The sequence below is a fragment of the Streptomyces sp. TSRI0107 genome, assembly GCF_001905845.1.
Taxonomy (GTDB): Bacteria; Actinomycetota; Actinomycetes; order Streptomycetales; family Streptomycetaceae; genus Streptomyces.
The window spans coordinates 238,717-258,760 of sequence record NZ_LIVZ01000013.1 but is presented as its reverse complement, the minus strand read 5'-3'; the positions used below and the strand labels follow the sequence as shown (position 1 = coordinate 258,760).

Below are 20,044 nucleotides of genomic sequence, written 5' to 3'. Positions count from 1 at the left end.
CCCTCACCGCTCCCCCGAGCTCTCGGCTCCGCTTGACCGGGGGCGGGCCCGCTCACTCGTCGGCGCCCTTCTGAAGTTGGTCGGCGATGGCATGGGCGATCGCGTCGGTGACCGGTTCGGGTTGCCAGGCCCACTGTCCGTTGGGATTGCACTCGAGGAAGTACCAGTCGCCGGCCGGCGTGACGGCGAAGTCGAACGCGCCGAAGGCGAGTCGGAAGATGCCGAGGTAGGCGGACACCGAACGCCCGACCCGGTCGGGGACGGCGATCGGTGTGCACTCCATCAGGGATTGCCGTTGCCGCCAGTCGAGATCGGGACTGTCTATCCGGACCGCGAACAGCCGGTTGCCGACAGCCGTGACACGTACGTCGAACGCCTTCGCCACCTTGGCTTGGAACAGGTGCGGGCAGAGGGCCACCGTGGCGGTTATCTCGTGCGGGAGCACCTCGCGTACCCACACCTGCTGTGCTTGGCCGTCAATCGCGTAGGGGGTGTTCCAGAGCGGCTTGTAGACCACTCCGCCGGTCTGCTCTGAGGCGAAGGTCCGTGCCTGCTCGAGGTCGCTGGTGATCAGCGTACTGGGGACCGATAGACCACTGCGCTGTGCGGCGGCGAGTTGGGCCGGCTTGTGCTCCGCCGCCCGGTTGCTCCATGGGTGGTTGACGTAGTGGGCTCCGGGGAGCGACGCGAGGATGCCGCCGACGCCCCATCGGGATTGCGAGGCCGCGAACCGGCGCTCTTGCCCGTCCAGTTCGGGCGGGCCGTCGAAGGGTGACGGACGACGTGTCCACACGGAGCGCACTTCGGTGAGGTCGAGCTCGCGGCTCGGCGTGCGCAGGGTGCCACGCTGATCGCCCGTGCGGTACGCAGCGGTCAGCGAGGCGCCTGCGTGCAGGTCGGTGCCGGGGTCGAGACGGACCACCGGGACCTGGCGCTCCGCGAGGATCCGCAGTACCACGTCGGTTGTCACGTCATGAGGGTTGGTCAGCACCAGCACCGACCCGCTCGGTCCTGCCGTCATCAGTCGTGGTCGGAGTCCGACGAGTCGTCGGAGTCGTAGCTGTCGGCGTAGCCCGTACTCGTGGAGCTCGACGTGCTGCTGCCGGTGTGGTGGTTGTGCAGTTCGGTCGTACGGCCGTGTTCGTCGACGAAGCCGGTGATCTGGGTTTCCGGGTCGATCACCGGGATGCGCAGGGGAGCCGCGCCGGTCTCGGCGTACGGAGCCATGCGGGTGGTGCCCCAGGGCGCGCCGGGGTTTCGTGTGTCCATCGTTCCACTCCCTCACTTTCCACTGTTCGTACGGATGCGGGTATGGGCGTCGCCGTCCTCACGCGCTCCGGATGAAAGCGATGTGCACCGACGCGAGGAACGGCTGCACGCTGACACACCCCCAGCCGATCGATTCCACGCGTGTAGCAGCCCCATGCCGGTCCTCTTCGTTGCGGGTCGCTCTGGAGATGTGTTCATCCTGGCGAGGGGCGTTCAAAAGAGGATGAAATCCTGGTTCGGCGGTCGGATACGGCGGTCCCGGGAGGAGCCGACCACCGCAGCGGCGCACGTCCGCCTGTCTACGCGGACTCTCCGGATGCGGATGCGGAAGCGGATGCGGAACGGGAGCGGGAACGGGAACGGGAGCTGGCGACGGCCCGCTCGAACCGGTCGCGTGCCTGCACGATGTCTTCCGTCTCGGCCTGGTGCCAGCCCAACCGGTTGCGGATCTCGGCCTTCAGCCTGGCGCCGGGCCGCTCGCCGACCGCCGTGAGTGCCCGGGAGTGGAACTCCGCCGCCGCGGCCGCGTTGCCCAGGCACTCCTCGGCGGTGGCGAGCCTGCCGAGGACCGCGGCGTACAGCGGGATGTCACCCACGCGCTCGGCGAGTCCGGCGGCCCTGCTCAGCGCGTCGGCAGCCTCCGGGTACCGGCCGCGGTCGAGTTGGAGCGTCCCCATGCGGAAGAGCGTCTTGCTCAGAATCCTGGGCCTGCCGATCCTCTCGGCTAGCCGTACCGACGCCTCATAGCACTCCTGCGCCCTCTCGTGCCGTCCCACCTGATGGTGGATGGCGCCGACGTTGGCCAGGTACATCATCATGAACCAGTCGTCCTCCGCACCCTGAGCGAGGCCCGCGGATTCGGACAGGAGCACGGCGGCCTCGGCCGGTTCCCCCGCCGCGTTCGCGAAAATCCCGAGGGAGCCCAGAGCCCGGGCCTGCTCGATCACATCTCCGGTTCGGCGGCTGATCTCCAAGGCATCACTCAGCCGGCGGCGCGCCTGCTCGTAGTGGCCCTGAAGCCCGTACGCGATGCCCAGGCAGGTGCGCAGTGCGGAGGGCATTCGCCGGTCGGCAGCCTGGTCCGTGAGCGGCAGCACGGTCTCGGCGGCGGCCCGGCACTCGTGGTACCGGCCTTGCCGGGTGAGGTAGTCACACAGTCCCTCGGCGAGCCGGCCGGCGTCGTCCACGTGGCCCACGGCTGCCGCTTGGGCGACCACGTCGACCAGTTCGCCGCCCACCGCGTCCAGCCACGCCGACGCCTCCTCCCAGTCGGCGAAAGGCGCGGTGTCCGCTTGCGGGCCGGTCGGGAAGGCGAAGGGGCCCCAGTCGCTCGCGCGGCGGGCGGCGACCACGTAAAGCCGGAACACACCGGTCCGGGCCGCCGCGACTTCCGCGGGGTACGCGGCGGCGACGCGCCGGGCGTAGACCGCGACCAGGTCGTGCAGGCGGTAGCGGCCCGTGACGGCCTGCTGGACGAGGCTCGCCTCGACCAGACTTTCCAGGACCCGCTCGGCGTCGGACGGCGTGATGCCCAGCATGGCGGCCACTGCCAGCCGGTCGAACTCCACGGTCGGCGAGAGGCCCAGCACGCGGAACGCCCGTCGCTCCGCCTCCGGAAGCTGCTCGTAGGAGACCCGGAAGGCCCCCTCCACGCTGCGGCCGTCAACGGCGAGCTCACCGAGGCGGTGTTCGTCGTCGGCCAACCGGGCCGCCATGCGCTGCAAGGCCCAGACCGGACGGCTCTGCATCCGAGCCCCGACGACACGCAGCGCCAGCGGCAGCCGGTCGCAGAGACGGGCCAGCTCGCGCACCGCCGCACGCTCCGGATCGGAGCTCGGACCGCCGACCGTGTGGGTCAGCAGGGCCACCGCCTCGTCCATGTCGAGCGGGGCCAGCGAGATTCTTCGGTCGGCGTCCAGCCCGGCCAGCCGATGGCGGCTGGTCACCAGCACGAGGCTGCCGGGACCGGCGGGCAGCAGGGGGAGCACCTGTCCTGCGGCGGATGCGTCATCGACCACCAGGACCAGCCGGAGGGCCGCGGTCGCCGCTCTCCATGACGCCGCCAGGCCGTCAAGGTCGTCTGCCCGGTCGTCGTCGCCTTCACCGAACTCGCCGACTGCCCGCAGCAGTCGGCGCAGCACACGCTGCGGGTCCGCTGCTTCCCGCCCCTCGCGGTGACCTCGGAGGTCCGCGAACAAGCAGCCGTCCGGAAACCGGTCTCGCATGGCTCGCGCGGCACGCACCACCAGCGCGCTCTTGCCGACCCCGGCCATACCGTCCACCGCACGGACCGTCACCGCCTGTCCGTCGGTCGGCCCGAGGAGCACACCCAGTTCGTGGTCCCGTCCGGTGAAACCACTGATGTCGACCGGCAGTTCGTCACGCACGCGCCGGCGTGGGCGAACGGCTGTGGGCCCCTGGTCCGTCGGTGGGCGTGTCCTCGGCGAAGTGCCGATGAGGAGGGTTTCATCGGCGCGCAGCACCGCCTCGTGGACCCGCCGCAGTGCATCGCCCGGCTCCGTCCCCTGTTCCTCCACCAGGCGGCGGCGCACCTTCGTGAAGACGGACAGCGCATCGGCCTGCCGGTTGCCGGCCCAGAGGGCACGCATCAACAGGGCGGCCAGGGACTCGTTGTGCGGATGGGTCTCGGACAGGGCGAACAGCTCTCCGACGACCTCGGCGTGGCGGCCAAGTCGCAGCTGGCACTCCACCTTGTCCTGCACCAACGCGAGCCTGTATTCCGACAGCCGTAGGCGCTCGGCCTCGGCGAACGGCCCGGGAATCCCGGCCAGGGGTTCGCCGTGGAACATGTCCAGAGCAGTGGACCACGCGCTCACCGCGGCGGTCAGGTCACCGGAATCCCGCGCGGCGTGCGCCTCGACGGCGATCTCCCTCAGCCGAGCCAGGTCCGTCTGGACGTCGCGCGGATCGAAGCGGTAGCCACCCCGGTCGGTCAGGATCAGGGAGCCGGAAGGGCTCGCTCCCTCAAGGTCCAGACGTCTGCGCAGCTGGTGCACATAGACCGGAATCACCTTGGCACCGCTGCCTGGCGGCTCCGGACCCCATACCCCGTCGAGCAGCTGCTGCCGGCTGACGGTCGTCCCCGGCCGCAGCAGCAGCGCCGTCAGCAGCGCCTGCTGCCGAACCGGTCCGAGGTCCACCTGCACGTCACCGCGCCAGGCCCGAAGCGGACCGAGCACAGCAAATCGGAACCGATTGACGCCCGTTGACAACTGCCCCTTCGATGGCACGCGGAGAGTGTACGTCCACGCCCTCCCATGTCCCGGGGAGATGGGCTGCAATCGGACGCGCCCGCGGCGGCGCGCCTGCGCCTGTCCGGCCGCGCTCAGCTCGTCGCCGAGCCGAGCCGATCCGGATGTCGACGACTCGCCGCTACCGTAGGATCACGCCACGGAGCCGGGGCGAAGTGCGGACGTCGCAGGGGGGCCAAGTGCCGTTGTCGCTGGCGGAACTGATGGAGCTGCGGGTGCCGCCACCGGAGCTTGTCGAGCAGGTCCTGGGTCCGGTGCGGGACAGGGCCGCGCAGGGGCCGCCGCACGATCTCGGGCCGCTGGAACGGCAGTTGTGGTACGCGATGGTGGGTGCGGTCTGCGAGCGGCTGGGTGATCTGGACGGCACCGTGCTCCACTTCGGCGCCGCCGTGACGGAGCTCGACGACGGCAGCGACGACCGGCCCGACGCCGAGTTCCGTCTCGGTGTCGCCCTCCACTCCCGGTTCACCGAACGGGGGGACCTCGACGACGTCCAGGAGGCGATCGGCCTCTTCCGCTCGGTGCTGGCCGTAGCCACCGAAGGCACCTGGCCGCGTCTCATGGCCGCGGCGCACCTGGGGCGATGTCTGGCCGACCGTTTCACCGCCGTCGGGGACCCTGCCGATCTGGAGACGGCCAGGGGCCTGCTGGAGAGGGAGCTCGACGCAGCGGGCGAGCCGCCGCCTCCGCCGGGGGACGGTCACCCGGAGGAACTCCACGCCTGGATCTCCGCCGTCGACCTGCTGGGCGAATGTCTGCGCGAACAGGCCGAGCTGGGCCACGACGAACACCTGCTGGCGCAGGCCCTGGACCGTGCTCGCCAGGCGCTGGACCTTGCCGGGGACGACCCCGCCTTCCGCGCCGCTCCCGAGAAGGGACTCGCCCGCACCCTGCTCGTACGGGCACTGTGGTCGAAGTCGGTGGAGGACCTCGACGAGGTGATCCGGCTGCTCGACCCCACGGCGCCGCTCGCCCAGTCGGAGAGTCCGGCGGCTCGCTCGGTGAACCTGGGCATCGCCCTCTTCGAGCGGTACCGCCTGCGGGGTACCCCCGACGACCTGGCGCACGCCCGTACGGCACTCGAACGGGCTGTGGAAGGGCTGCGGCGGGGTTCCGCCGCGCGTGCCGGAGCCCAGCTCAACCTCGCCGTCGTACTCAGGGAAGCCGCCGCCCGTGCCGCCGACGGGCTGGACCTCCTCGACCGCGCCGTCGAGGCAGCCGAGGAGGCGGCCGTCGGCGTGCAGCCGGGGTCGCCGCTGTACGTCGCGGCCATCGCCGCCGCAGCCGAGGCGCGGATCGCCCGCCAGACACAGGGCGGGGGCGGCGGTACGGCGGAACTGGAGCAGGCCTGCCGCAAGCTGGAGGCGGCGGCGTCGCATCTTCCGGCCGGAGGCGGCCTGCTGGTCGCCTCCTTCCGCGACGCGTGGGGCAGTGCCCTTGTGCGGCTCGCGGGCCTCACCTCCGAGCCGGCGGCCCTTGAGCAGGGCGTGGACCTGCTGCGCCGGGCGCTGGCCGATCCGGGCGGGCTCCCCGACCGGCCCCGGACGGCCGGGAATCTCGCGGCGGGTCTGTACGAACGGTTCCTCGCCCGCGGCTGGATGAGCGATCTGGACGAGGCCATCGAGCTGTGGCAGGAGGCCGTCGACCGGCGGCACCCGGGGTCGCCGCACAGCGTCACCGCCCACAGCGGGCTGGCGGTGGCCCTGCACCAGCGGTACGAGCGGCGTGGCACGGCCGCCGACCTGGACGAGGCTGTGGAGCGGTTGACGGCCGCTGCCGCGCTGCCGGCGGAACCGGTCGAACACCGGGCTGTCCTGAGCAATCTCGGCCATGCCCACCAGGCGCGCTATGAGGCCACCGACGATCCGCGGGACCTGGCCCGCGCGGTGGCCGCTCAGCGGGAGGCTCTCGCCCGGTACGGGCCGGAGGCGGGTCCTGAGGTGAACGCCCGTATCGGACTGGCTCTCGCGCTGGGCGCGCAGGCGGAGCGCACCGGCTCGGTCGCGCTGGCCGAGGAGGCGACAGGCCATGCCGAGGCGGCTCGCGCCGAGGCCGGCCCGGTGTCGCGGGTGTGGGTGTCGGCGGTGTTCGTACTGGCCGGACTGACCCGTCTGCGCCATGCGCTGACCGGGGACCACGAACTGCTGCGCGAGGCCGAGGAACTCTACCGGCAGGGCTACGAGGCGGCCCGCGAACGGTATCCGGCCGCGGCGGCGGAAGGCGCCATGGAGTGGGGCCTGTGGCAGTCTCGGCTGGAGCGGTTTCCGCAGGCCGTGGCCGCCTTCGACCTCGCCGAGCAGGCGGTGGGACGGCTGGTGGCCGAGCAGGGGCAGCGCGCGGCGAAGGAGACCTGGCTGCGCACCTCGCGCGGGCTGCCCGCGGCGGTGGCCTTGGCGGCCTGGCGGTCCGGCGACGCGGCGGGCGCGGTCTCCCGTCTGGAGCGCACCCGCGCGCTGCTGCTGGCCGAGCGTCTGCGGCTGCGGGAGACGGCGGCCGAACCGGCTCAGCAGTACCCGTCCTCGACGGACGCTGCCGGCACGGTCGGAACGGACGACGCGCGTACCGAGGGCGGCACGGTCGTCTATCTGGTTCCGGGCCCCGACTCGGGTGTGGCCTTCACGGTGGCGGGCTCGACCGTGCGGGCCACGGCCCTGGACGGCCTGGGGTCGCCCCCACTCGCCCCCTGGCAGGACGGGTCATGGAACGACATCACGCGGCTCGACCCGTTCGCACAGTGGGCCTGGCAGCACGTCCTGTCCGAGGTGGTGCCCGAACAGGGCACGCCGGTGACCCTGATTCCGGTGGGCGAGCTGGTGCACCTGCCGTGGCAGACGGCGTACGCCGCGCCCGGCGCCGGCCGGCCGCCCCGCTTCCTCCTCGACGGCCACGCGGTCGGCTTCGCCCCCTGCCTGCGCGTACTGCCTGCCGGCGCACCCGCCCGGGCGGGCCGGTACCTGGGAGTGGCAGTGGGCCGCGGCACGGGTCTGCGCGAACTCTCCTTCGCCGAGCGGGAGGTACGGGCCGCCGCCGGCCGGTTCGCCGAGTCCCTGCTGCTGGTGGACGAGGAAGCCACGCCCGAGCGGGTGCTGGGCTGGCTGCGGGACGGGGGCGGCGTCGCCCACTTCGCCTGCCACGCCGAGGCCGACCCCGCCGATCCCCTCTCCTCCGCACTCGTCCTCGGCGGCGGCGCGCGCCTCGCCGTCAGGGACCTGCTGGACCTGCGCGGCGCACTCGACCTGGTGATCCTGTCCGCCTGCGCCACCTCGGTGGCGGGGCGGGAGCTGCCCGATGAAGTGGTCGGCCTGCCGGGCACGCTCATCGGGGCGGGTGCCCGGGGCGTGGTGTCGGCGGCCTGGCCGGTCAACGACCTCGCCGCCTGCCTGGTGATGACCGACTTCGTGGGCCGCTGGGCCGACGGGGCACCGCCTGCGGAGGCGCTGCGCGCGGCCCAGACAGGGCTACGGGACCTGCCGCACGGCACGCTGGCCAAGCGGCTGCGCGTGCTGCGCGGGCCGGGTGCCACCACAGCACCGCCCACTCCTCCCCCGCCGGCCCCCGCCCGCCCCTTCGAATCGCTCTCCGACTGGGGGGCCTTCACCTATACAGGCCATGTCGGCACCGGTACAGGCCGTGCCGGCACGAGTCCCTGACCCGGGCACCCTGGACAGCACCCACGGGAGAGCACCGATGAGCACACCACCGTCCCCGCGCTACCAGCACGGCACCGATCCGGAGTTCGCGCAGCGCGCCGCGGACACCTTCACCCTGGAGGACTTCGGCTCGGCGCTGGTGCTGTCCGGGCCGTGCCCGCGCTGCGGCCAGGAGATGGACTTCATGCTGGTGAAGGAGCTGTTCCGGGACGGCACCGGCGCGGATCCCGCACCCGGTCGTCCGGTCGTGATGTTCTGCACGGCCGAGGCGGTCTACGAAGGCTCCCCGGACGGCACGTCCGGATGCGGTGCCTTCTGGAGTCTGACGCTCCCGGCGGGAGCGGGTGGGTGAGCGGCGGCCTGCTGCCCGGCCCCACGCCCAGCGCCGCCCAGCTCCGGCGGGCCAGGGCGGTGCGGCGGGCCCTGGGGCGGGAGCTGGAGCGCGTACGTGAGGTCGCCGTGGCCTGGCGCAACGGGCTCGGCGCGATCCTGGCCGGACTCGTCGGGTTCAGCCTGATCAAGGGCCGCAGCGACGTCGGGCAGCTCGCCCCCGGCTGGTCCACGGTAGCCGGATTGCTGCTGCTGGCGGCTCTGGGCGTGGGCGGCGCCGGCGCGCTCTGCCTGCTGCGTGCGGCGCACGGACGGCCGTACGCCCGGTGGCTGTCGGAGGCCGATGAGGCGAGCGGGCGGCCGCTCGAGGTCGAGGACCACGACGAGGCACTGGCCAGTGCCCGCATCCTGCGCGCGGGGATCGCGCTGACCTGCCTGTGCACGGCACTGCTCGTGTCCGCGGTCGGCGTGACCTGGTACGCCCCGCCGAAGGGTCCGCCGGGGCTGATGGTCCGGCAGGGCGCGACATCCCTGTGCGGCGAGGTGGTCTCGGCCCGCCGGGGAACGGTCGTGCTGAAGGTCGACGGCGTCGCCACGACGGTGGACCTGGCCCAGGCCGACTCCGTCACGCCGGTCACGTCCTGCCCCGCGCCCGCGCCCGCGGCGACCGGGTAGGCGGAGACGCCCGCGCACGGCCCGACGGCAGCGAAACCCACTGAAGCTTCGGATCGGAGGTCCGGCGGGCCAAGGTCTGTCCAAGGTTTGGCCACGGCGCGTCGGAGACCTTGGTGGCAGGCAGATGAAGGGGCCCGGATGGGGAGCATTCGGGGCCCGCATCCCGAGACGAGGAGTTGACGCATGCCTGCACGTCGAATGCTGGTCGGACTGGCCGGCGCTTCCGCGGTGCTGCTGGGTGCGGCGGTACTGCCGGCCGCCGCCGCACCCTCGCCGGAGCCCGCCTCCGCCAAGGGGGTGGCGGCGCTGGACTGCCCGGCCGATGTGTGGCTGGACCCGCAGGGCAACACCTTCGGTGTCAAGTGCAGCGGCAACGGCAACTACAAGTTCCGTGCGACGGCCGTGTGCCGCAACGGCCAGACCGTGTACGGCGACACGAAGTGGGCGACCAATGTCTGGTCCTACGCCTACTGCGCGGGCAAGGGCGGTCTGACCAGCGACGTGGGCTACGAGTACTGGCGAGCCCGCTGACGGACCGGTCCGGAGGCGGCGTACGTGGCCGTCACGGGGGTGCGGCCCTGTCCTCCTCCGCCTCCGCCACCGTCTCTTCCTCTTCCTCTTCCGCCAGGAGTTGTTCCATCCGCTCGGCGCCGCCCGCACGGTTCTGGGCGCGGTAGAGGCCGAGCGCCTGCCTCCAGGCGGTGCGTGCCGGGCCCGAGTGACCCATGGCGTCGTGGGTGTCGCCGAGATGGGCCATGGTGTCGGCCTCGTTGTACGCGTCGCCGATGGAGCGGAAGAGGTCGAGGGCCTGCTCGTAGTGGCCCAGGGCGCTCTCCCACTGCCCGGTCAGGTGAGCCACGTAGCCGAGGCTGTCCAGGGTGGAGGCCTCGGCTCCTGACCGGCCCGACTTACGGAACAGCGCCAAGGCCTCCGCACAGTGGGACTGTGCCTCGTCGTACTGGCCCAGTTGTGCGTGCAGCCAGCCCACCGCGTTGAGTTGGTTGGCTTGCCAGGCGGTGTTGTCCAGGGTCAGGTACAGGTCGAGGGCGCGCACGGCGTGGTCGAGGGCGTGGTGGCAGTCTCCTTTCTGCTCCCATACCCAGCCCAGGGTGCGGTTGATGTGCGCCTGGGCCGCGGTGTCCGCACTGTCCTCGGCCAGGCTGAGCGCGGCTTCGAGGTGGTTCAGCGCGTCGGTGAACTCGCCTTTCAGCGCGCGGGCGTGGCCGTACCGCCAGTGGGTGAGGATCCGCGGTCCCTGGTCGTCGTGGTGTGCCACGGCGGTCAGGGCCGTGTGCCACAGCGAGTGGTACTCCTCCAGGTGGTGCCCGCCCAGGTGGAAGGAGATCAGTGTCCAGGCCAGCTGCCACACGACATCGTGTCTGCCCCGGGCCAGCGCGGTGTCCTGGGCGGCGAGCAGGCAGGGGTGCTCGGCGGTGAACCACTCCAGTGCGGTGCTGCCGTCCGCCGCCTCCAGCGGAGTGCAGCCGGGGACCGGTGGGGCGAGGCGGGGGCGGAACGGTGTGTCCGGGCCGTCGAGCGCACGGTTCGCGGCGAAGGCGGTGTGGAGGTAGAAGTCGGTCACCCGGTCCAGCGCCGCACCGGCTTCGGCCGGTTCGCCGTCGCTGATCTCGGTCGCGTAGAGCCGGAGCAGGTCATGCATCCGGTACCGGCCGGGGCGGTGCTGCTCGACCAGGTGTGCGGTCTCCAGCTCGGCCAGCAGCGCACGGGTGCGGGCCGGCGGTAGCCCGGCGAGGCTCGCCGCGGCGGCGAGGCCGACGTCCGGGCCGGGCGCGGGACCCAGCAGCGTGAACAGCCGTCGGGCCTCGGGAGTGAGAGCCTGGTACGAGGTGGCGAACACACCGCGCAGGCTCGCGGTGAGATCGCCGGCTTCGAGGGCGTCGAGGCGGCCGGTGGTCTCGCGCAGTTCGTCGGCCAGCACGGCGAGCGGGAAGTCGGGGTGTGCCGCCGCCCGCGCGGCCACGATGCCCAGGGCCAGCGGAAGACCGGCGCAGCACTCGATGAGCGTCGCGACCGGCCCTGGTTCTGCCGCGATCCGGTCGGCGCCGAGGCGGCGGGCGAGGAGGGCCCGGGCTTCGGGCGGGTCGAAGACGGTGAGGCGGAGCAGTTGGGCGCCGTGCGTGGTGACCAGCGAGGCGAGGTTGTTGCGGCTGGTCACCAGTACGGTGCACGAGGGACTGCCCGGCAGCAGCGGCCGGACCTGGTCGGCGTCGCGGGCGTCGTCGAGGACGATCAGGAGGGACTTGCTCGCGAGGAGGCTGCGGTAGAGGCCGAACAGGGCTTCCGGGTCGGCCGGAACGGTGTTGGGGTCGACGCCCAGGGCGTCGAGGAACCGGCGTGCCGCGGCCGCCGGCGCCATGGGGGCCGACGCCGGGTCGAAGCCGCGGAGATTGACGTAGAGCTGGCCGTCGGGGAAGAGCCCGGCGTTCTGGTGGGCCCACCGCAGTGCCAGCCAGCTCTTTCCGACGCCGCCGATCCCCCCGATCGCGGAGATCACCACCATGCCGCCGTTCCGCTGCTCCCCCAGGGCGCGGTCGAGCCGCTCCAGCTCATGGCCGCGACTGGTGAACATGCCGGCCGGAGCGGGGAGTTGACGCGGCACGAGTACGTCGGCGGTGTCCGGGCGCGGCACCGGGTGGTCCAGGGAGGGGTGAGCGGTCAGGATCTGCTGGTGCAGCCGTCGCAGCGGCGCGCCGGGGTCGATGCCGAGGTCCTCGGCGAGGCGCACGCGGATGGTCTCGTAGCGGTCCAGTGCTTCGGCGGTACGGCCGCAGCGGTACAGCGTCAGCATGAGCTGGCCGGCCAGCCGCTCGTCGAGTGGCTGCTCCTCGGCCCGGCGGTGCAGTTCGGGGAGGATCTGTGCGTGTCGGCCACGGCGTAACTCGGTCTCGTTGCGGTCCAGTTCCGCCGCGATCCGCTCCTGGCCGAGGGAGTCGCGCAGGGCGTTGAACCATGGTGTGTCCATGGTGGCGAAGGGCTCGGAGCGCCACAGCCTCAACGCCTGTGCGAACAGGTCGGCGGTGGTGTCATCGTGCTGTTCGGCGCGGGCTGCCGCGACGAGTGCGCGGAACCGGTGCAGGTCGACCGCGTCCGGGTTCACGATGAGCCGGTAGCCTCCCGGTTCCCGGATGATCCGCGTCGCTTCGTCCGCGGAGGACAGGGCCGTTCTCAGGCGGGACAGGTAGCTGTACAGCGACTCGCGGAAGCGGGCGGGCAGCCGCTCTCCCCAGACGCGCTCGGCCAGCCGGTCCACGGGCACGGCGTGCGGGGCGTCCACGAGCAGTGCGGCCAGCACGGCTCGTTGCAGCGCCGGGCCGAGGTTCACCGACCGTGTCGCCACCCGCATGCCGATGTCGCCCAGCAGGGTGAAGAACACGGTCATCTCGTCTCCCCTCGAACCATGCGATGCGGCACCTGTCGAGTGTGGCGGGCCGTTTCGCGTGCCAGGAGGATTCGGCTGGAGTCGTCCGAAAACCAGCGATCAGGGCGACTGCCGCTCCGAGGGCGGTGGCCCGGTCAGGACCTCTTGCCCTGCCACAGCTGCCGCTCCGCACCGGCCAGATCCGGCACCGGGCCGCTGTTCTCGGCATCGAAGCGCATGGTCACGCGGTCCTTCGTGTCGTAGGGCTCCCATCCGGGGCCGCGGCCGTGGGCGAAGGAGATCCACGCCTTGTGCATGGCCGTGGCCAGGTGCTGCGGCGGGTCTTCGCCGAGCAGGCCCGACTCCCTGGGGAACTTCGCCAGATTGTCGTGCACGAAGGGCACTTCCAGCGCGTGGTCGGCGCCCCAGCCGGCCGGCAGTGCGGGGCTCTGCCAGTGGAACTCGTAGGCGTGGTGCTGCCCCTGGTGGGCTTCCAGAAGGCGCAGCGTCGGGATGCGGAAGGCGTAGTCGGTCCAGGCCGCCTGGATCAGCTCGGGCAGGTCTGCGTCGGGGCGGGATGCCTTGCGGTAGACGTCGAGATCGTCATGGGTCAGACCGAAGGCGTCCAGGGCCTGCCCGGCGAAGCGCTCGTCGAGGTGGAGTCGGCCGAGTATCGCCAGGAAGCCCGTGGTCTCGTCCCGCGTGGTGCCGGCCATCAGCTCGACGTCGGCGGATGCGCCCGCGGCCAGCGAGGTCGGTACGTCCTGCGGCAGGGAGTCCCCGTCGATCACCGCCCGGTAGGGGCTGACCAGGAACGACTCGGCACCCCACTTGTCCACGTCGTTGAACTCGAAGAGGAACCGCATCACCGCTGCCTGTGTCGTGACGGGATCGACACCGGCGAATCCGTCCACCGTCGCCGGCACCCCCAGGAGCTGGGCCAGACGGTCGGTCGCCTGGCGGGCCCGGGCGAGCGGCACGGCCGCCATCGAGCAGCCGCTCTGCGCGATGGCCCGCCGGAACAGGCCCCGCGCGGAGGGCATCGCGAGCAGGTTCATCACGCTGACAGCGCCGGCGGACTGGCCGAACACCGTGACGTTGTCCGGGTCGCCGCCGAACGCGGCGATGTTCTCGCGCACCCAGACCAAGGCGGCCACCTGATCACGCAGTCCCAGGTTGGTCGGACGGTCGGCGACCGGAAGGAAACCCTCCACGTTGAGGCGGTAGTTGATCGCCACATAGACCACGCCGTCGCGGGCGTACGAGGAGCCCTCGTGGATCGGAGCGGATCCGGCGCCGGTCGCGTACCCGCCGCCGTGTATCCACACCATCACCGGCAGACCGGTCACCGCGCCACTCGGGTCGGGGGTCCAGACGTCGAGCGTCAGACAGTCACCGCCCGTGGTGGCCGGGCCGTAGTGGCGGGCCAGGGAGTCAGCCGGTGCGGTGGGTTGCCGGCATCCGGGCCCGGGGACGGTCGCGTCCCTGACGCCGTCCCACGGAAGTGCGGGCTGCGGAACCTCGAAACGCAGCGGGCCGACGGGAGGCTGCGCGTACGGGATGCCGCGGAAGACCGCGTGACCGTCCTTGGCCAGCCCCCGGACTCTGCCGGCCCGAAGACGTGTCTCAACGTGCATGTACTGCTCTCCTAAAGCATGACCAATTGGCTAATGGCCATTAACTTACGGGGGTGCACGGCAGTACTGTCAAGGACTGTGCGACGGCAATGCCGGTTAACGTGCGGGGAGCAGTACCGCTCGGCCCAGCTCGAACAACTCGTCCGCGAGCCGCGGCCGGCTCCGCAGGTGCCTCGTGCGCTGGACATCGTTGACCATGGCCAGGACGGCGTGGACCAGCACCTGGGCCTCGGCCTGGGAAAGTTCGGGACGACAGGCCCGCAGCAGTCGCACCCACTCCATGACGTGGTCATGCTGCGTTCGGCGCACGTCGTGCCGCTGCTCGTCCGGGAGGTGGATCACCTCGGTCACCAGCGCCATGAAGAGGTCCTTGTGGGTCTGTACCAAGCCCACATAGGCGCGCAGCAACGAAGTCAGGGCCTCCTCCGGTGTGTCGGAGGACGTCCGGGCCTCGGCCAGGGCCAGTTGCAGCGCCTGGGCGCCCCGGTTGAGCGCGGCGTACAGCAGATCGCTCTTGCTCGCGAAGTGCTTGTACACGCTCGGCCCGGCGATCCCGGCCGCGGCGCCGATCTCTCCCAGTCCGACCTCGTGAAACCCCTGCCGCCCGAAGAGCCGGGTCGCCGCGGCCACCAGCGACTCCCGGCGAGACGCGGAAGCAACACCCAGGGCCGCCGCACCCCGCCCGCCCGGATCGCCGCAGTGCGCGGGCAGGCGTGCCGCGAGCAGCGTCCGCGCGGCGCCCTCCAAGAGCTCGACGAGCCGGCCGTCACTCACACCGGCCCTGGAGTGCGACGGGCTGCCGAGCACGGCAAGCATCGCCCAGTTCAGCAGGCTCACGTCCGAGGCGTCGAGGTCGCCGCGGCGGTCCGAGATCAACCCCTGCAGCCGTACGGCCAGGCCTCTGAACCGCTGCAGCATCTCGGCACGAACAGGCTCCGGGAGGTGCCGTACCTCCCGCTGCCACAGAACCCCCAACTCCCGCCGCTCGACGGACAGCTCGGCCATCGCTCGCACTGCCGCGTCGAGCGACTCGGCGTCCCGGACGGCCGCGTCCATCACGGCGAATCCGTCGGCCACCGCAGCCGCCAGGAGGTCGTGCTTGCCTCGGAAGTGCCGGTAGAGTGCGGGCGCCGAGATCCCCACCGCACCCGCGATGTCGCCGAGCGCCACCGCGTGAAATCCCCGCTCCTGGAACTGCGCCGCGGCGACGCGCAGGATCTCGGCTTTACGGTTGGCGGGCCGCTTGGCCGGACGTGTACTCACCCGCGTAGGCTACTCCTGATTAACACGACGTCGGCGGGCCGGGGTGAAGCCGGGCCGGCAGGGCTGACGTCGCCGTTCATCGCGGATCCTTCCTCTCCGCGAGTGCCGTCTCGGGTCACCTCGGCCATCGTGACGCCGGGTCGGGGGCCATGCCCAGCCACTTCGCGACGGCCTCGGACCGTCTGGTGCTGTGCAGTTTGGCGAAGATGTGGTTGATGTGGTTCTTGACGGTTTTCTCCGCTATGAAGCAGGTGGCGGCGATCTGCTGATTGGTCATGCCGGACGCGATGAGGTCCATGATCTCGGCCTCCCTCCTGCTGAGTTCGAATCTCCATCTGTCGACGGCCTGGTGGCGGATTCTCGAATCGTGCGGTCCTCCTGGTCGTGGGCCCGTCGCCGGTCCCGGCGCCTGCCCCCGGTCCTGCTCGAAGCCTTGGGCCCGACCCCGGCGCAGCTGGGCCAGCAGTGCCCCTGCCGCCGTCGGCGTGAGGTGGGCCTTGCTCCCCTTGGTGTCCCGAATCGCCGTCACCAGCTGGTCGGTGGTGAACTCGCCGTAGACCAAGTAGCCGCGCGCGCCGCGGTGCAGGGCCTCTTGGACCGTTTCGGGCTCGTGGCTGTAGGTGAGCATCAGGACCGGGGCCAGCGGTACCAGGTAGGGAAGTGCGGAGATGCCGTCCATGCCGGGCATGCGGATGTCGAGCAGGACCACGTCGGGGCGGTGTTCGCGGGTGGCCTCCCAGGCGGAGCGGCCGTCCACGCCCTCCGCGACGACCGTGATGTCCGCCCGGTCGGCGAGCAGGGCCCCCAGCCCGGCGCGGACGACCGGGTTGTCGTCCGCCACGACGACGCGCAGGGGTGCGGGCGGTGTCGCATGCGGGAGGTCGTCGAGGGGGTTGGGTGTCGGGTCGTGCATCGACGGTCTCTTCTCAGGTCATGGACGGTCTCAGACCGCTTCAGCGAAAACCTGCTCGCTGTGCCAGGGGGGAGCCGTGCTCGGCCCCTACCGGCTCCTCATGCGCAAGGCGCCGTCCATCCGGATCGTCTCGCCGTTGAGGTAGTCGTGCTCGGCCACCATGGTGACCAGGCGGGCGAACTCGTCCGGGCGGCCCAGGCGCTGCGGAAAGGGCACGCTCGCGCCGAGGCCGGCGCGGACCTCGGCGCTGAAGCCGGCCATCATCGGGGTGTCCACGATGCCGGGTGCGATGGTCACCACGCGGATGCCGTGCTGGGCCAGGTCGCGGGCGGCGGTGATGGTCATGCCTGCCACGCCGGCCTTGGAGGCGGCGTAGGCGGTCTGGCCCGTTTGAGCCTCGAACGCGGCTATGGACGCGGTGTTGACGATCAGTCCGCGCTGGCCGTCGGCGTCCGGCTCCTGCCGGGCGATCGCCTCGGCGGCGAGCCGCATCACGTTGAAGGCACCCAGCAGGTTGACCTTGAGCACGGTGTGGAAGAGGTCCAGATCGTGCGGGCCGCCACGGCCGAGGACGCGGGCGGAGGGGGCGATCCCGGCGCAGTTGACCGCGAGCCGCAGCCGCGCGCCGTCGTCGTGGACGCGGGCGAGCGCGTCGCGGACCGGCACTTCCTCGGTGACGTCCGCGGCGATCAGGGTGACGCCGTCGGGCTGCGGACCGGCAGCGGCCACGGCCTTGTCCAGGTCCAGGCCGTAGACAGTCGCGCCGCGCGCGGCCAGCGCGGACGCCGTCGCCGCACCCAGTCCTGACGCGGCACCGGTGACCAGTGCGGCGGATCCGGCGATGTCCATGGAGCTCCTCGTGGTTGGGAACTGTCGATCAGTCTGTGGTCACTGGGCCAGCTCGCGGCTGATCACGAGCCGCTGGATCTGGTTGGTCCCCTCGAAGATCTGCATGATCTTCGCCTCACGCATGTAGCGCTCGACCGGGAAGTCACGGGTGTACCCGTAGCCGCCGAGCACCTGGACCGCGTCGGTGGTGACCTTCATCGCGGCGTCCGTCGCGATCAGCTTCGCGACGCTCGCCTGGCGGCCGAAGGGCCGGCCGAGGTCGCGGCGGCGGGCGGCGTCGAGGTAGGTCGCGCGGGCCGAGTCGACGGCGGCGGCCATGTCCGCCAGGAGGAAGCCGAGGCCCTGGTGGTCGACGATTCTCCGGCCGAAGGCGGTTCGCTCGTTGGCGTAGCCGACGGCCACGTCCAGCGCGGCCTGGGCGAGCCCGGTGGCGCAGGCCGCGATGCCGAGGCGGCCGCTGTCGAGCGCGCTGAACGCGATCTGCAGGCCCTGCCCCTCCGTGCCGATCAGGCGGTCCGCGTCGATGACGGCACCGTCCCACATGGCCGAGGTGGTCGGGACTGCCTGCAGTCCCATCTTCTCCTCCGGTTTGCCGAAGCTGAGGCCTTCCACCGCACCCGGCACCAGGAAGCAGGAGATGCCGCGGCTGCCCGGCGCGGTGCGGGTGAACAGGCTGTAGAAGTCGGCCTTCCCGCCGTGCGTGATCCAGGCCTTGTTGCCGGTGATCCGGTAGCCGGTCAGTTCGCCGCCCGCGCCCGTGACCGGCTCCGCCTTGCACGTCAGCGCGGCGGCGTCGGAACCGGCTTGGGGCTCGGAGAGGCTGTAGCCGCCGATGGCCTCGCCGGCGAGCATGGCCGGCAGCCAGCGCTCCTTCTGCGCGTCGGTGCCGAAGGCGTTGAGCGGGTGGCAGGCGAGGGTGTGCACGCTGGTGGCCACGGCGACGGCCGCCCACCGGGCGGCGAGCTCTTCCAGGACCTGGAGGTAGACCTCATAGGGCTGGTCGCCGCCGCCGAACGCCTCGGGGTACGGAAGTCCCAGCAGTCCGGCTCGGCCGAGGGTGGCGAAGAGGCCTTCCGGATAGATCTCGCCCTTCTCGTGATCGTCCGCCCTGGGCGCGAGCTCCTTGTCGGCGAGTTCCCTGGTCAGCATGATCAGGTCCTCGGCCTCCGAGGTGGGCAGAAGGCGGTCAACGGGCATCGCAGACTCCAAGCGGTACTTCGAGCGGTACGCCAGTACCGCATTGCCTCGGGACTCTCGGCCGGTTCGGGTAGAGCCGGTGGGTGTGCAGCGGCCTGTCGACGTAGTTGCCGTGCATGCGTGGGGGCTTGGTAAGAGCGTGGCCCCGGTTTTGGGCCGGTTCCGCTGGTTCCGCCGAGCACAGCCACAGCAGGCTGGCGGGGGCTGGGCGGGTATCGGGGGGCTCATGCCGGCGCTGCCCGCCGACCTCGGGAGGCCGCGGTTTGCGAATCACCGTTAGCCTCCGAGATCAGAGTTTCACGACATCTTTTCGGCATGTCAAGCGGAGACGACCTCGCTAAGTGAATTGGTCGTAGCCCTTACGAGGCCGAGCGGTGGTCACGCCGGAAGTCTTGTCGGAGCCAATCGGACCAGTACGCGGTCAGCGGACGGCCGGCAGGCCGAGCAGGCGGGCGCCGATGGCTTCGACGGCTGCGGGCACGGCCGGGTTGCGTTGCAGGTGGGAGGTGCGCGCGGTGTCGTGGGCGAGACCGAGCACGGCGTGCACGCGGATGCGCGCAGCGACCGGATCCAGGTGCGGCTGGTCGAGGCGCAGCACGTGGACCCACTCGCTGACGTACTCGTGCTGTGCCTGTTTGATGGCGTGCAGCTCGGTGTCGGGCAGGTGGTCGAGATCGGTGATCAGCAGACCGAATATCTCGGGATGTGTGTGGCTGAGCGCGACGTAGGAGCGCAGCAGCCGACGCAGGGCGTCGGCGGGACCGGTCGCCTGCCGGTAGGTGGAGGCGGCGTCCATCGCGAGCGTCGCGGCTCCCCGGCGCAGCGCGGCGATGAGCAGGTCGAGCTTGGTGGGCCAGTGGTTGTAGACGCTGGGGCCGGCGATGCCGACGGCGTTGCCGATGTCTTCGATGCCGACTTCGGCGTAGCCGTGCGTGGCGAACATGCGCACGGCTTCGGCGAGCAGTTCTTCGCGGCGTGAGGCCGGGGTGAGGCCCGCGGGGCTGGACGTGGAGGGTGGGGAGGCGAGCGTGACGGGCAGGTCGGTGGCCAGGACGGCACCGGCGAGCTCGGCGAGCAACTGCTCGTAGGCCGGGCGCGGTAGGTCGAGGCGGTGGAAGGACGGGCTGGTGAGCACGGCGATGACCGACCAGGCGATCAGGTCGGCGTCGGCGTCGGCCAGGCCGGGCCTGGCCTCGTGGACGAAGCCGGTGAGTTGCCGCCCGATGGTGCGGATGTCGTCTCTGAGCGGCTGGTACGCCTCGGGAGCGAGGTTGCGTGCCTCGCGCTGCCACATCAGGCTCAGGGAACGGGTGTCGAGTGCGCAGCTCGCCAGGTCGGCCATGGCGGCCGGATCGGCCGGGTCCAGTGCGTTCATGAGGGTCTGGACCGGCTCCAGCCCGGCCGCCAGGACCGTGGCGAGAATCTCCTGCTTGCCCTTGAAGTGCCTGTACAGCGCCGAGGGGGTGATGCCGACCGCGCCTGCGAGATCCGCCATGGCGATCTTCGAGTATCCCTGCTTGACGAAGAGGTCGGCCGCGGCGGCGAGGATCAGCTCGCGCCGGTTGCGGGGACGGGTGCCGCGCCGTGCCGGCGAGGGCTGGGGCATCGGG

At 71.7% G+C, this 20,044-nt stretch carries 14 protein-coding genes; 4 read left to right on the top strand and 10 right to left on the bottom strand.

Annotation, left to right across the window (positions count from 1 at the left end):
• Positions 1-52: 52 nt before the first annotated feature.
• The 3 genes from tgmB to AMK31_RS31915 all read right to left on the bottom strand — a co-directional run bounded on the left by tgmB (position 53) and on the right by AMK31_RS31915 (position 4,469).
• Positions 53-1,021 (bottom strand): ATP-grasp ribosomal peptide maturase, encoded by a 969-nt coding sequence (gene tgmB, locus AMK31_RS31925; RefSeq protein ID WP_073944180.1) that lies wholly within the window; start codon positions 1,019-1,021, stop codon positions 53-55.
• Positions 1,021-1,269, bottom strand: a complete 249-nt coding sequence (gene tgmA / locus AMK31_RS31920; RefSeq protein ID WP_073944179.1) for a putative ATP-grasp-modified RiPP — start codon at positions 1,267-1,269, stop codon at positions 1,021-1,023. Before tgmA ends, tgmB begins: the two co-directional genes overlap by 1 nt.
• Positions 1,270-1,568: 299 nt before the next feature.
• A complete protein-coding gene (locus AMK31_RS31915; protein ID WP_073944178.1) occupies positions 1,569-4,469 on the bottom strand; it encodes an AfsR/SARP family transcriptional regulator in 2,901 nt (966 codons plus the stop codon).
• Between the two features lie 251 nt (positions 4,470-4,720).
• Between AMK31_RS31915 and AMK31_RS31910 the strand changes: the two genes are divergently transcribed.
• From AMK31_RS31910 to AMK31_RS31895, 4 genes are all read left to right on the top strand, one after another.
• Positions 4,721-8,191, top strand: coding sequence for a CHAT domain-containing protein (locus AMK31_RS31910; protein ID WP_073944177.1), 3,471 nt, complete (start codon positions 4,721-4,723; stop codon positions 8,189-8,191).
• A 37-nt stretch (positions 8,192-8,228) separates the two neighbouring features.
• On the top strand, positions 8,229-8,543 hold the full coding sequence (locus AMK31_RS31905; RefSeq protein ID WP_073944176.1) for a hypothetical protein: 315 nt from the start codon (positions 8,229-8,231) through the stop codon (positions 8,541-8,543).
• Complete coding sequence (locus AMK31_RS31900) at positions 8,540-9,196, top strand: hypothetical protein (protein WP_079187009.1); 657 nt, start codon at positions 8,540-8,542, stop codon at positions 9,194-9,196. The genes AMK31_RS31905 and AMK31_RS31900 overlap by 4 nt, the downstream gene beginning before the upstream one ends.
• 183 nt (positions 9,197-9,379) lie before the next feature.
• Complete coding sequence (locus AMK31_RS31895) at positions 9,380-9,727, top strand: hypothetical protein (RefSeq protein ID WP_143204280.1); 348 nt, start codon at positions 9,380-9,382, stop codon at positions 9,725-9,727.
• Positions 9,728-9,758: 31 nt separating this feature from the next.
• Here the strand turns inward: AMK31_RS31895 and AMK31_RS31890 are convergent, their stop codons facing one another.
• From AMK31_RS31890 to AMK31_RS31860, 7 genes are all read right to left on the bottom strand, one after another.
• Positions 9,759-12,596: an AfsR/SARP family transcriptional regulator gene (locus AMK31_RS31890; RefSeq protein ID WP_073944173.1), complete on the bottom strand. Its 2,838-nt coding sequence runs from the start codon at positions 12,594-12,596 to the stop codon at positions 9,759-9,761.
• A 134-nt stretch (positions 12,597-12,730) separates the two neighbouring features.
• Complete coding sequence (locus AMK31_RS31885) at positions 12,731-14,212, bottom strand: carboxylesterase/lipase family protein (protein ID WP_073944172.1); 1,482 nt, start codon at positions 14,210-14,212, stop codon at positions 12,731-12,733.
• Positions 14,213-14,308: 96 nt separating this feature from the next.
• Entirely contained in the window at positions 14,309-15,475 is a 1,167-nt protein-coding gene (locus AMK31_RS31880; protein WP_073944171.1) for a TetR/AcrR family transcriptional regulator, read from the bottom strand.
• 115 nt (positions 15,476-15,590) lie between these two features.
• Positions 15,591-16,388 carry a response regulator transcription factor gene (locus AMK31_RS31875; protein ID WP_073944170.1) on the bottom strand — a complete coding sequence of 266 codons (798 nt, stop codon included), beginning with the start codon at positions 16,386-16,388 and terminating at the stop codon, positions 15,591-15,593.
• An 87-nt stretch (positions 16,389-16,475) separates the two neighbouring features.
• A complete protein-coding gene (locus tag AMK31_RS31870; RefSeq protein WP_073944169.1) occupies positions 16,476-17,237 on the bottom strand; it encodes an SDR family NAD(P)-dependent oxidoreductase in 762 nt (253 codons plus the stop codon).
• Between the two features lie 39 nt (positions 17,238-17,276).
• Positions 17,277-18,434: an acyl-CoA dehydrogenase family protein gene (locus AMK31_RS31865; RefSeq protein ID WP_073944168.1), complete on the bottom strand. Its 1,158-nt coding sequence runs from the start codon at positions 18,432-18,434 to the stop codon at positions 17,277-17,279.
• A gap of 421 nt (positions 18,435-18,855) precedes the next feature.
• Complete coding sequence (locus AMK31_RS31860; RefSeq protein ID WP_073944167.1) at positions 18,856-20,040, bottom strand: TetR/AcrR family transcriptional regulator; 1,185 nt, start codon at positions 20,038-20,040, stop codon at positions 18,856-18,858.
• Between the last annotated feature and the right edge of the window lie 4 nt (positions 20,041-20,044).

Excerpts from the sequence above, each read along its gene's own strand:
- tgmB (WP_073944180.1), bottom strand. The coding sequence starts at position 1,021 with ATGACGGCAGGACCGAGCGGGTCGGTGCTGGTGCTGACCAACCCTCAT.
- tgmA (WP_073944179.1), bottom strand. The coding sequence starts at position 1,269 with ATGGACACACGAAACCCCGGCGCGCCCTGGGGCACCACCCGCATGGCT.
- AMK31_RS31905 (WP_073944176.1), top strand. The coding sequence starts at position 8,229 with ATGAGCACACCACCGTCCCCGCGCTACCAGCACGGCACCGATCCGGAG.
- AMK31_RS31895 (WP_143204280.1), top strand. The coding sequence starts at position 9,380 with ATGCCTGCACGTCGAATGCTGGTCGGACTGGCCGGCGCTTCCGCGGTG.
- AMK31_RS31890 (WP_073944173.1), bottom strand. The coding sequence starts at position 12,596 with ATGACCGTGTTCTTCACCCTGCTGGGCGACATCGGCATGCGGGTGGCG.
- AMK31_RS31885 (WP_073944172.1), bottom strand. The coding sequence starts at position 14,212 with ATGCACGTTGAGACACGTCTTCGGGCCGGCAGAGTCCGGGGGCTGGCC.
- AMK31_RS31875 (WP_073944170.1), bottom strand. The coding sequence starts at position 16,388 with ATGCACGACCCGACACCCAACCCCCTCGACGACCTCCCGCATGCGACA.
- AMK31_RS31870 (WP_073944169.1), bottom strand. The coding sequence starts at position 17,237 with ATGGACATCGCCGGATCCGCCGCACTGGTCACCGGTGCCGCGTCAGGA.
- AMK31_RS31865 (WP_073944168.1), bottom strand. The coding sequence starts at position 18,434 with ATGCCCGTTGACCGCCTTCTGCCCACCTCGGAGGCCGAGGACCTGATC.
- AMK31_RS31860 (WP_073944167.1), bottom strand. The coding sequence starts at position 20,040 with ATGCCCCAGCCCTCGCCGGCACGGCGCGGCACCCGTCCCCGCAACCGG.